The organism is Paenibacillus sp. UNC217MF, from assembly GCF_000686865.1.
GTDB classification, from domain to species: domain Bacteria; phylum Bacillota; class Bacilli; order Paenibacillales; family Paenibacillaceae; genus Paenibacillus_B; species Paenibacillus_B suaedae.
In genome coordinates this window covers 142,083-154,238 of the sequence record NZ_KK366027.1, presented here as the reverse complement: position 1 = coordinate 154,238, position 12,156 = coordinate 142,083, and the positions used below count along the sequence as shown (strand labels likewise).

At 44.6% G+C, this 12,156-nt stretch carries 13 protein-coding genes and 1 riboswitch; of the genes, 5 read left to right on the top strand and 8 right to left on the bottom strand.

Annotated features, from left to right (window positions below):
* Window positions 1-78 precede the first annotated feature (78 nt).
* From yidC to BP95_RS30670, 5 genes are all read right to left on the bottom strand, one after another.
* Entirely contained in the window at window positions 79-894 is an 816-nt protein-coding gene (yidC, locus tag BP95_RS0116820; protein WP_021255596.1) for a membrane protein insertase YidC, read from the bottom strand.
* Complete coding sequence (locus tag BP95_RS0116815) at window positions 849-1,199, bottom strand: hypothetical protein (RefSeq protein WP_021255595.1); 351 nt, start codon at window positions 1,197-1,199, stop codon at window positions 849-851. Before BP95_RS0116815 ends, yidC begins: the two co-directional genes overlap by 46 nt.
* A gap of 276 nt (window positions 1,200-1,475) precedes the next feature.
* A complete protein-coding gene (locus BP95_RS0116810) occupies window positions 1,476-2,246 on the bottom strand; it encodes an ANT(4')-I family aminoglycoside nucleotidyltransferase (protein WP_028532770.1) in 771 nt (256 codons plus the stop codon).
* Between the two features lie 303 nt (window positions 2,247-2,549).
* Window positions 2,550-3,524 carry a phosphotransferase enzyme family protein gene (locus tag BP95_RS0116805; RefSeq protein ID WP_021255591.1) on the bottom strand — a complete coding sequence of 325 codons (975 nt, stop codon included), beginning with the start codon at window positions 3,522-3,524 and terminating at the stop codon, window positions 2,550-2,552.
* A 369-nt stretch (window positions 3,525-3,893) separates the two neighbouring features.
* The gene (locus BP95_RS30670) at window positions 3,894-4,631 is read right to left on the bottom strand and encodes an RNA polymerase sigma factor (protein ID WP_021255590.1); all 738 of its coding nucleotides are present in this window, start codon (window positions 4,629-4,631) and stop codon (window positions 3,894-3,896) included.
* A gap of 237 nt (window positions 4,632-4,868) precedes the next feature.
* Here BP95_RS30670 and clpP point away from each other — a divergent pair, with 237 nt between their 5' ends.
* Together clpP and BP95_RS0116790 are read left to right on the top strand one after the other, a co-directional pair.
* Window positions 4,869-5,447: an ATP-dependent Clp endopeptidase proteolytic subunit ClpP gene (gene clpP, locus BP95_RS0116795; protein WP_021255589.1), complete on the top strand. Its 579-nt coding sequence runs from the start codon at window positions 4,869-4,871 to the stop codon at window positions 5,445-5,447.
* Between the two features lie 555 nt (window positions 5,448-6,002).
* Window positions 6,003-6,320 carry a magnetosome magnetite crystal formation protein family gene (locus tag BP95_RS0116790; RefSeq protein WP_021255588.1) on the top strand — a complete coding sequence of 106 codons (318 nt, stop codon included), beginning with the start codon at window positions 6,003-6,005 and terminating at the stop codon, window positions 6,318-6,320.
* Window positions 6,321-6,461: 141 nt separating this feature from the next.
* Here the strand turns inward: BP95_RS0116790 and BP95_RS30665 are convergent, their stop codons facing one another.
* Complete coding sequence (locus BP95_RS30665) at window positions 6,462-7,079, bottom strand: hypothetical protein (protein WP_021255587.1); 618 nt, start codon at window positions 7,077-7,079, stop codon at window positions 6,462-6,464.
* 227 nt (window positions 7,080-7,306) lie between these two features.
* On the opposite strand from BP95_RS30665, the gene BP95_RS0116780 reads away from it, so the two are divergent.
* From BP95_RS0116780 to BP95_RS0116770, 3 genes are all read left to right on the top strand, one after another.
* Window positions 7,307-7,705, top strand: coding sequence for a hypothetical protein (locus tag BP95_RS0116780; RefSeq protein WP_028532769.1), 399 nt, complete (start codon window positions 7,307-7,309; stop codon window positions 7,703-7,705).
* 220 nt (window positions 7,706-7,925) lie between these two features.
* Window positions 7,926-8,027, top strand: a riboswitch (purine riboswitch).
* A 162-nt stretch (window positions 8,028-8,189) separates the two neighbouring features.
* Window positions 8,190-9,941 carry an adenine deaminase gene (gene ade, locus BP95_RS0116775; protein WP_021255585.1) on the top strand — a complete coding sequence of 584 codons (1,752 nt, stop codon included), beginning with the start codon at window positions 8,190-8,192 and terminating at the stop codon, window positions 9,939-9,941.
* A gap of 88 nt (window positions 9,942-10,029) precedes the next feature.
* A complete protein-coding gene (locus tag BP95_RS0116770) occupies window positions 10,030-10,209 on the top strand; it encodes a nucleoside/nucleotide kinase family protein (RefSeq protein WP_021255584.1) in 180 nt (59 codons plus the stop codon).
* Between the two features lie 86 nt (window positions 10,210-10,295).
* On the opposite strand, the gene BP95_RS0116765 is transcribed toward BP95_RS0116770, so the two are convergent.
* Window positions 10,296-11,084: a class I SAM-dependent methyltransferase gene (locus BP95_RS0116765; protein WP_081819910.1), complete on the bottom strand. Its 789-nt coding sequence runs from the start codon at window positions 11,082-11,084 to the stop codon at window positions 10,296-10,298.
* A 3-nt stretch (window positions 11,085-11,087) separates the two neighbouring features.
* Window positions 11,088-12,131: an AraC family transcriptional regulator gene (locus BP95_RS0116760; RefSeq protein WP_231515131.1), complete on the bottom strand. Its 1,044-nt coding sequence runs from the start codon at window positions 12,129-12,131 to the stop codon at window positions 11,088-11,090.
* Window positions 12,132-12,156: the final 25 nt, after the last annotated feature.

Sequence of the window (12,156 nt, the reverse complement as noted above, 5' to 3'; positions counted from 1 at the left end):
TTATCCATTTTCAAGTAAATAAAAAGCTGCCCCACTAATTCATTCAGGACAGCTTTGATTGCCTTGTTGTTACGCTATTTAATTGTTGCTGATCGTTGCGGCAGGTTCTATCTTCGTCTGATACAACTTTTTCGCAAGCAGTGTTTGCAGAATAACGAACACGCCGCCTACACACCAATACATCGGTATGACTGCGGGAGTGGTCAGGGAAAACACGGTCATCATAATGGGAGATAAGTATCCCATAAATGCAAACTGCTTGCTCTGCATCGGATCCATGCCGATTTGTGTAGCCTTATATTGAAAGAAGTAGATGATCCCAACGAGCAGTGGGAGCACAATGTCTGGTCGTCCGAGCTGGAACCATAGGAACGAGTGTGCAGCTACTTCCGGTGTGAACTTAATGGCATAATACAATCCGGACAAGATAGGCAGCTGGATAAGCAGCGGCAAGCAGCCCATTGCCAGCGGATTCACCTGATGCTTCTGATACAATTGCATCATCTCTTGCTGCATCTTTGCTTTTGATTCCGCATCCTTCTTATCCTTATATGCGTCTTGAAGAAGCTTCAACTCTGGCTGCAAAACGTCCATCTTCTGTTTCATCTTCTGCTGATTGCGATACTGTCTCATCATGAGCGGCATCAGCGCTAATCGTACGAGCAGTGTGAGCAAAATCAATGCCAGACCATAGCTTCCTCCGAAAAATGCCGCGAAATGTTGGATCAGATACACAAACGGGTACACAATATAATGGTTAAAAAATCCTGGCGTATTAGCATCAACGGTGGCATTAGCCCCGCTTATCCCGCATCCGCTTAATAGCACGAGGAGCACCAGTGCCCCGATTAAAATGAACTTTCGCTTGTAGGTGAATACATTGAACTGCTCCATAATCGTCCTCCTTGATTGGGTAACGTTCTGATTCCAATCAAGGAACGGCAGTCTCCAGAATCTCCATCCGGCGCTTCTTTTCGCTTCACGCTTCTGGTTAGCCAGTGATGTATCTCTGTCCGACCGACGATCCGTTCCTGATGAGGAACAATCGCGACTCGGCCTCTGTATGCAGGGACTAAGAAGCGATCGACTGCGACATACAGATGTGCAACGTAAGCATACGTCAGTGAGCATATTAGACCGATCGAGATCAAATACGGAATCAAATCAGAAGACATCAGATCCTGGAGTTCCAACAGCAATGCATTCACCTCCCTTTTATGCAGATGACTACAGTATCTCATATGGTAAGACAAGTTTCAATTCGGGGAAAAACGAACAGTTGGATACAAACTCGAAAAACAAGTATGGATCTCGAAAATAGGAAGAATCGTCTTCTATCTATTGAAAGAACCATCGGTTCATTGGCCGCCACCAGTTGAAAAATAAAAAAGCCCTGCTTAGAGCAGAGCTTGTGTACATAAAGTCCATATTGTGATTTGATGAAAGGTCAGCAATCGCCATTTAACCAGGAATTCTTAGAATGGAATACGTTCCGAATGAATCTTGTAACCATACTCTGCAGCCCATGAGACGAGTCCATTCCAGAACTGTTCGCACGCATCAATAATTCGATCCGGTTCAGACAACTGACCAGACATGACCATATTGGCGACCGCGTCATAGCCATCTGGGCGCTCTGGCAGCTCCAATGATTCTGGAAGTACCCTAGCTCCTGTCGAGTACAGCTTCCGATTGTGAAGACCGATTAACATGGCGCCGTATTTGGCAAATTGCATAGCTAAGTAAGGAAGATAGCTTTGTGTGCCGGTTCGATTTGCATTCCGGAGCTTTCCAATGAACTCATACATTTCTCCCACGAGCACTTCATTAATTGAATTAGAGAAATCAACACTTGAGGGTGAATGTGCCGCTTCCTTCAGCTTAGAAAAAAATCCATCCGGATCGTACAGACTTAGCGGTGAGAAGAATGGCCCGTGTGTTAATGGCCAGTCCCCTTCCACTGTGGCAGCATCGTTTAGAACCACACTCGCACTTCGAACATTCACTTCGGCCTTCCAAGGCCCCGATGACCATTCGTAACTGAAGTCTACCTCATCGTCAGCGTCTTTCAGCACACAGAACATCTCAATGTCCGAGTAAGGGCCGTCCGTGCCTCGGGATACGGAGCCGTACACCCCGATTGCAATAATTTGCTCGCCGTATACCTCCTGCAAACGGTCGGCGATCTCATAACAGGTTGCCAGTCTTTCTTGTCTTGAAATTTCAACAGGTCCATTCATGTTCATTTGCGTATCTCTCCCTTGGACTGTGTAATTGCAATGAGTGGATACAGTTCATGAATGGCGGGCCACGGGCTTAACGAGGTACTTTCTTCGCGTGCATAGGAACCCCTCCTCTTAATCCTACCGATTGTCCACGGAATAAATGTTCTTCCCCTATCTTATCAAACCTCTAGGCTGACTAATTGGATGTAGATATGCAACAAAACACAATAGCGCCTCAATCTTCACGTATTTATCTTAGGATGGAGGTGCTTTTAGCTATCATATCTAGCTATTGTCATTGCTTTAAGCCTTTCTAACCTACTCCTATACCTGATAAAATATTCGCTCCCCTGCTAAGAATGGCAAACAATGATCAACACAAAACTTCGGCATTTTCTCCCGCATCCAATTATGTACGGACTCGTTCCCCATTTGAAACGCGTAATATCCGATAATCGAAATCAGCATCATGCCTTCGATGAGAACAAGCTCGTCCGCAGCTTTGTTCGCAGTTCCGTAATATCCCTCTAGGAATATATCTCTGTGTGCTGCGGGAGCCATCATCGCCCCCATGGCGATGTCTGTCCAATCGTATCCTGGGCCGAAGAATCCGAAGTCAATGAAGCTTAATTGTCCTTTAGGAGAAATAATCATATTACCAAAACCTAAATCACCGTGAATAAGTCCCCATCTATCCTCGGTTCCGAATTGCTCAAGTTTATCGTTGATAAGATGAATGCATTTCTCGATGATCGCGACATCTGAAGGCACAAATAAACCGAGTTCCAACCCTTTATGTATTGTTGAAATTAAGCCAACATTATATGCAATCCCTTGCTCTGGTCGATTCTTTACCCGATCGCGCGGATACTGACGGTAAAATCCATGGAGTTCAGCAACTTGAGATCCGAGCAGCTTGACCAATTCTGGCTTCTGAACGTCTTCTTTCTGAAGATCCCTGCCTTCCAGCCATGTTAGAACCGAACAGTTCAATCGCTGCCCTTCATGTTCGATGACGGTAATCAATTCCCCATCTCGATTGCGCAGCGGCGATTGCACCAGCAGGCTGCTCTCCTTCGCCAAGGCTTCCAGCATGAGCAGTTCACCTAGCAAACCTTCATAAGTATGTTGCAAGCCTGTCATACTTTCTTTAAACGGCTGATGAACACGTAGGACATAAGTTCTGCCGTCAGCGTCGCTCACTTTATATGTCCGATTCTCATTATGCCTCAGGAAAATGATCTCAGGCTTTTGGAAGCGAAAACAGTGTAAAATGTGATGTAATTGTTCATCTGTCATCTTCAATATTTCCTCTCATTGTTAAAAATGTAGACATGTCTGAAATACTATATAGTTAGTCTACTTCCTAATGTTGGGATTGTCTACGACAGGGGTGAAATGGATCGATTCAAAAGCGGCCATGCTCGAAATTGGTACGAACAGCAATTAGAAAGAATGAGCAAAGGGAAACGTCCATCCCGATTATCGTGTTTGGTTATCATTATTGAAGTATTTTATGGAAGAGGAACACGGACAATCGCCTTCAGCACCAACCAAGTGACACATGCTGAAGACGTTTGCCCATATCGACGTGTATGCATGAGGCGGGCAAAGCGATTCACAGATTATCCAGAAACAGCATGCTGCATTGCTCCATACGAGCTTATTTTATGCAGCTAGTAAGGCTTCGAAATGATGGAACATCTGCTTATAAGCCCGCTGCTTCTGTTTATAACGCATCTGATTCGACCTAGAGTACATATTTAATACAGGAACGAGATCCTGTTCTCCCTGCACAAGTCTCAATACCTCATTGACTTCTCCATTGACAAATGCAATAGCGAGTGCCCGTATGTGGCTTTGAGCTTCCACATTATCTGGCAGGGCCGCTTCTTCCATGTATTCATCTCCCTTCACATCAAGCAGCACCTTCCGTGCTCGATGATATGCAGCCTTCACCGCCCCTTCCGTTGTCTTCAGCTTATTTGCAGTGTCAGCAACAGAATACCCGAGTACGCTGCGCATAAGGAGGACGGTTCTTTGCAGAGGAGACAAGTGTGTCATCATATATTGGAAGGCGGCTTCGATGTCAATTGTACTATTCTCTTGTATAGGATCATTGTGTTCTTGAGATTGAAGCTGCTGCTTTACCAGAATTTGATCCAATCGATGTCTTCGGCGCACTTGGTCAATCCAAGCGTTCTTGGCTGTACGCAGCAGCAGCGCTTCAGGATTGTTGTGTTCTATCTCCTTGTTACGGGCTAGAATCTTGACCCACGTATCCTGTACGAGATCCTCAGAATCCCATTTGGAATGTGTGAGAGAGAGGCAATATCTGTTCAGTACGTCGTTCAACTGCTCCAGATTAGGTTGTTCGACGCTCTGCACTTGATCTAGATTGGTCATCCTTCACAGTCAACTCCTTCATTCGCTCGTTCTCGCTTTCTCTTCATCAGCCTTCTTCATCCCTAACATGAATCGTTCATGGCGGCAATTATTTATCTTCTAATCAGTAAACGAACGAAGCATGCATTGCGTTACGCAACCTTGTGAAAAAAACTTTTGTCCTCTGAAGCGTATCTTCTGCTGCGATCCATTCGTTTTCTGAATATTCCACAGTGGAAAAACAGAGGAGGTATTACCATGTCCAACTATATCCCATATGTTGTTGAGCAAACGAGTCGAGGCGAACGCTCCTACGACATCTATTCCCGATTGTTGAAGGATCGAATTGTTTTTGTCGGTTATGAAATTAATGATAGTCTGGCCAATAGTGTTGTTGCGCAACTCCTTCTTCTTGCAGCAGAGGATTCAGACAAAGACATTTATATGTACATCAATAGTCCAGGAGGCTCGGTCACTGCAGGATTTGGCATCTATGACACAATGCAATACATTAAGCCGCAGGTTCATACCATCTGTACAGGATTAGCCGCCTCCTATGGCTCGATTCTGCTGTTAGCTGGAGCCAAGGGCAAGCGCTTTGCACTACCCAATAGCGAAATCATGATTCATCAACCCCATGGAGGCGCTCAAGGACAGGCAAGCGACATTGCCATCAGCGCCAAACGCATTCTCAAGATGCGTGAGAGACTTGTGCAATTAATGGCTGGCCATACTGGTCAGCCCGTCGAACGAATTGAGAAAGACATGGATCGCGACTACTTTATGACTGCAGAAGAAGCGCTGGAATATGGGATTATTGACAAGATACTCAAGTAGTACGTGACATAAAGCGATCAAGCTGCTATCCATGTGCATTAGTCAGCTTGATCGCTTATGATCTGCTTTCTTTATTAAATCTAGCCAATCGACATGCTTGTAATTCCTCCAATTGCACTTTATCAATAATTTCCTTAGCAGCGAGTCAGCTGATAAGCGAAGCTAATATGATGGCGGAATGCATGACGGCAAGATACAACCCCTTCTTAGATTCGTGATATCCGATTATCGGATACCCATCCCCAGGCAGGCCTCAAGCTAACCTCGATGCTTCTCAGATGAAGCTCTTCCCCACCTTTTATCGTATGGCGATGCGTCTCATAAGCGCGATGGACAAGTTTCGTTGGAAATGAATTCCCTTGAACTTATTATAGGAATCATGCATGTAAGCAGTCAACGGATGGACTACGAGGCGATTCGAATGATGAAACTTGCCCCAGGCTTACAAATTCGTAATGATATTGAAAGCTTGATCGATAGGTAGAGCCAAGTTCTTATTGTATGATTTATGTATCAGAACAAGACAAGAACAATAACTACTAGAGGTGAACATAAATGAAAGAAAATAAAGTAATATCGGCATTATCGTACTGGAGCGTTCTCTTTGCGCCTATCTTATTCCCTGTTTTAGCCTGGATTGTTGGAGATTCGGTAACAAGAAGCCATGCCAAACGTGCGCTATGGACTCACCTTATTCCAAGTATCGCGGTCATTATTGCGGTAATGTTGTTTGGCTTAATTGGGGTTAGTGTACGCGACATTGGCGTCGCATGGGGAATCGGTGCAATTATCGCATTTTGTATATGCGGAGTGATAAGTGTGTACTACTTTGTATGGAATATTATCAAAGGGATTCAGGTTATCAATTCTTAATTCATTTCGAATAAGATTCTTCTTCCCTGCATGACTTGAAATTATATACGCCACACAAAGGTACCTCTTTCGAAATGGGATAGAGGTACTTTTTGTGGCGTATCCTATTTATATTCAAATGATAGCATTTCCCTTAATTCTCTACAAATTTCCCCGACATTCATATTGGAACGAAGGCTCAGTCTGTATAAAATAACCATTTCTAACCCTAGCGACCCAGTTCTGGAACAACTCTTTCCATTCTACAGTTCCGAAGAAATCATTGAGCGGCTTCGTCGAATCCCATTCGATAATAAAATAAGGTTGAACTAAGGGATTCCAGATTCCGATACTGTTTACTCCCTTTTCCTTAATCAACAGCATAGGCAATCCGTATAGATACGCCATAGAAGGTTCAATTTGCAAGAACGGTGCTCCCTCCCAAGACGGCGCTGGTGGTTGTGAGCCAGTATTGGTCTGCGTATACATTGCGAACACCTGCTGCAAATTAGTGGCGATGAAACCGTAGCTGGATAGGATCATACGGCGTACACTCGTTAAAGTTTTCTCCGGGTACTGTTCTGTATCGGGCAGCGTACGAGGAAAGAGAAGCGCGTTCTGAATCTCTGTAATTAAGCGACTTAAAAATCTCAACTGTGTATTATTTAGTGTGCTAGGATGGCTGAGAAATACAGGAACACGGAATGCCATATCAGCAGTACTTTGCAATATTTCCATCGAGCTGTTGCAGTGGTCATCTTCAAACCCATGATTGCACAAAATTACCCCCCCTATCATTACAATTATATGAAATGATCATGAAAGATGACGCGGTCAACCAGCTAGAAATAGAGGTGAAATACGCCTGTTTTGCATGTGCTGTCCAGGTTCAAGACATAATTTCATTATTCTTTTTTCAAAATTATTAAGCAATAAGCCGTTATTTTCCGATAGATAACATGAAAGCAAATTACTAATTACATGCAAAATGATGGAGGGTTACATAGATGCGTATTGAATCTTATTATCGAATCCCGCCTACCGCGAAGCGATCCAAAGCACAATCTGAGCCGTTATTTGCGGACACAATGAAGGAAATTCAAAAGCAGGAATCAGATGAAAAAGAGAACAAAAAAGGAAAACTCGTAACGGCCCGTGAAGACGGCTATATTCGGCAATATCTCGTCAGACCAGACGGCAGCAAAGTATTGTTAGGCGAAACAAAACAGACTTTTGGTGAATTCATTGGCAATGCTGAGTCGTCCGTAGCTCAACAGCCGGTTAACAATCTATCCAGCAATTCCAGTCAAAGTACGCAAGATATGATGGCATTATTGAATTTCTATGCTGGAGCAGTAATTACGTCACCAGTGAATCAACAGCAGCTAAATGCTTTGAAGGATTAGAAGTGAATTCACAAACGAACAGAGGGATACTCACTCCCTCTGTTCAACTACTTCCCCATTTTCCATATGGACCTACAATGATGGTTTCATCACTCATTTCCACTTTACCCTATATTGCTTCCCATTCCTGTGTTTTCTCTTCCTCTTATTACAAACAATTGATCTGCTAGGAACAAGCTCCCGGGTTGACGGGAATAATGGCGCCCTATACAATGTAGAGAATTACAACCGTATACTTCTTCGTATAACTTTGGAAATATGGTCCAATCGTCTCTACCGAGCTGCCGTAAACAGTTTGACTACGAGGAAAAGAATGCTTGCTATGTGGAATCGGATTGAGCGCTAACTCTTCTATCTATCATGGACAGGCTGTTCTTGCTCCTTACCGTCAAACTTTAGTTATCAGAACTAAAGTTTTTTTGTATTTATATGGGTGCTTTATCCCCACACTATTCATACAACGAGAAAAGGAATGTGATTTCGAATGAATTGGAGCAAGCAGCATTGGAACAATCGAATTGCCGCAGCGGGCAGAATGAAGTCTGCTGATCTTGTCATTACGAACGGAAAGATCGTTGACGTCTTCAATCTAGAAATTATGGAAGGTGATGTCGCGATTGTAGATGGCATTATCGTAGGAATTGGCGGCAGCTATGAAGGAGATCGCGTCATCGATGCGAAAGGCCGCTATATTGCACCCTCTTTCATCGATACGCACGTTCACATTGAATCTGCTATGGTTACGCCATCCGAATTCGCTCGTGTTGTACTTCCGCATGGAGTTACGACGGTCATTACAGATCCCCACGAGATTGCAAATGTTGCGGGAGCGGATGGCATTCAATATATGCTCGATGCCTCTGAAAATCTGCCGCTGGACGTCTTTGTCATGCTCCCATCGTGTGTTCCTTGTACGCCATTCGAGCATGCCGGAGCGAAGCTGGATGCTGCCAGTCTGGAACCCTTCTACACTCACCCACGCGTCCTAGGATTGGCGGAAGTGATGGATTACCCTTCTGTACGCCGTGGTGATGCGGATATGGTGGACAAGTTGTTATCATCGCATCGGCACGGCAAGCTGATTGACGGCCATGGTGCTGGATTAGATGAAGAAGCTATCAATGTGTACCGAGCTGTAGGCATTCGCAATGACCATGAATGTGTGACAGCTGAGGAAGCAAAGGCAAGACTGCGCAGAGGCATGTATGTCATGCTGCGCGAGGGATCGGTTGCGAAGGATGTTGAGGCGCTCATCCCGGCTGTTACAGCGAGCAATGCCCGCCGCTGTGTGTTCTGTACCGACGATAAGCACTTGGATGAGCTGCTCCATGAGGGCAGCGTTGATCATAATGCACGCCTTGCTATTCGATACGGTCTTGATCCGCTGCAAGCGATTCAGATGGCTTCTCTGAATGCAGCTGAATGCTTCGGCTTGCATGCGAAGGGTGCGATTGCCCCAGGGTACGAGGCAGATCTGTTATTGTTGGATGACCTGCAGGAACTGACGATTGCTCAGGTGTACAAAGGCGGAAGCTTAGTCGGCGAGAATGGCCAGTATACAGGGCCGAAGATCCAAGCAGCTGATATCCCTGCCCCTTTATTGAGGACCGTACATCTGTCTGAGATTACGGAGCATGATCTGCAAATTGAACTGGGTGAAACAGAACGACACTGCCACATTATCGGTATTAATCCGAATAGTCTAATCACGACACATCTTATCGAGGAAGTAGACGTAGCGAATGGGTACTTCTGCCCTTCTACCAAGAAGGATCAATTGAAGATCGCCGTGTTCGAGCGACATCACCATACTGGCTGTGTTGGACTAGGCATTGTGAAGGGATTTGGCATACAATCCGGAGCGATTGCCTCTACCGTAGCACATGATTCGCACAATTTAGTTGTAGCCGGAAGCAATGATCAGGATATGCTGACAGCTGTTCAGGCGCTGCGTGACATAGAGGGCGGCTTGGTTGTAGTAAGCCAGGGCGAAGTTCTCGCATCCATCGAGCTTCCACTGGCAGGATTGATGGCGAAGGGCGAATATACGGAGGTACTTGATCGGATGGAGCGTCTCAATGATGCATTGGCACACATTGGAGCTTCTCAGGAGTTCAATCCTTTTGTCACCTTGTCATTCCTCTGCTTGCCGGTTATTCCGGAACTGAAGCTGACCGATATGGGCTTGTTTGATTTTACTAGCTTTACGCATATTCCAGTGTCCGCTCATTCATAAATCAATCTGATATTACCATCCCATTCCTACACGTTTTGACCTGCAAATAAGAGAATGGATGCTGCTCTATCACATAAGGAGGAGCAATATGTTGCGAAGAAAGTTAATCGCTGAAATCGCGGATCGAATCGTAGATTTGAGATTAGACCATCCGATTCGTGTGGGGATTAGTGGAATCACTGCATCTGGGAAGACAACACTTGCAAATGAGCTAGCTGAGGAACTTCAATGTAGGCAGAGGCGCGTGATTACGCGGATATCATTGTGATCAATAACGATACTAGCAATCCTTACGTGGTTGCATGAACCGAAGAGGGCGGCTCTCGTGTGTAGAATGAGGCCGCCCTCTTCGATTTATTTATGAAGCTCGTAATAGATCTCTTCTGCCTGCTGGAAATCAACATTATTTTTATCAAAATCGGCATATTTATGAGCGATCACGAACCCGCATTGCTCAACGATGCTATCGAATTCATTCGGTTGATAAAGTCTTAAATGAAAATCCTCGTATTCGGTACGTACAGATCTATTATCGATATACAACTCATAGGAAATCATCGAGTACAAAATTTGTTGATCCGTATCGTAAGCATGCTTGCTTCGCAGTGCTACTTCTACGGAGTCCTTCCCTACCCTCCTGCCTTCCTCGAACGCTGCCAATTCGAATTGCTGTTGATTCATGCTAGTTTCTCCAATTCCACGATAAGGAAGGTCGGATTCAACACTTAACACGATGCGACCTGTCGGAGTTAGACAATTCTTCATAACTTGGAGAGCCTTGATTACCTCGTCCCGATCCGTTAATAAGGAAAATGATCCGGCTGCAATAAAGATTAAATCATACTTCGCAATCGACGTATCAAAGTTGTTGAAATCACATATATCAATGCGTGTACTGAAGCCTAATGATGTGAGCTTCTCTATACATCTATGTATCATATCCGCAGACAAATCGAATCCATCGATCTGATAACCTTGTTCAAGAAATGGGACTAGAAAACGGCCTGACCCGCACATAGGCTCTAATATTCTCATAGTCTTATCGGCATAAGACATCCAGAAGTCCATTTGTTCCTTCGGTGCCTCTGGCTTATCCAAATCGTAAAATAAGGAGCATAACTCTCCATAATATTGCTTCTCCATACTCTATTCCCCCTGAGCAGTTGATTTTTGGACTGGGACATAAATATCCATGACGACATTGCGATGTCCGTGGCAGCGTTCATCATAAAATTCAAAATCGAGCTTGGATTCATCGTATACATATTCACTGTTCGGGAACCATTCCTCGAAAATGTAGGTCCAGGTTGCTTGAACGGCCGCAGCTAGCGGATCTGCATCATAAGCTGCATCGCTTCCGAAATAATCGACTGGCGGTGTTGTGAAGACGGCATAATGTGCCTCAGGAACTTCGACAGTTATCATGTCGGGAGTAACCTTGCTATAATCTTTAACGATAACGCCAAATAAATAGACAATATTCCCTTCATCTGATGCGGGGATACAGATTCCTACCTCGCCGTGCTCCGGCGGAGTTAATTGCTCATACATCTTACTTTCCAAATTGTCTCCGATATACATATCCCAATAGGCTGCGATGTCTTTCGTATACCCGTTCGCCAGATTCGTGTAAATGCCATAGCCAGCTACTTTGAATTCGGATTTCGTTACAAAAATAGGGTGCATTCTGTCTCCCTCCAAATGAATGTATAGATTGCTTGAATGCCATGCTTTGAACTTAGTAAGATAGACGGTCGGACTGTAGCCAAATTCTTTGCGGAAGGCTTTGGAAAAACCGCTTGCTGTTTCGAACCCGTAATCTAGGGCAATATCAATAATTTTACGGTTCGTGAGCAGCGCTCTCCTTGCCTGAATCAATCTTTTCTTACGCACAAAATCCATCAGAGGCATACCTTGGTGGACGCTGAATACTCTGCAAAAATGATATACCGAGTATCCGATATGCTCTGCAATTTCAATGGCAGTAAGCTCTCTGGTTAGATTTGTTTCGATATACTCGATACTGCGCTGAATATCGTCCTTGTAATCCAATGCAAAATCTGTCCTTTCCTCTAGCAGTGGTTCGTTGTTACCTTTATTGTATCTGTTCTGTGGGATAGATGCTGTTCCAATCTTGCTAAAGGCTTGTATGTTTGCAAAAAAAGAAATGTCCTCAAGCTTGCGTATCATTGATACGACAAAACCTGAAGACATG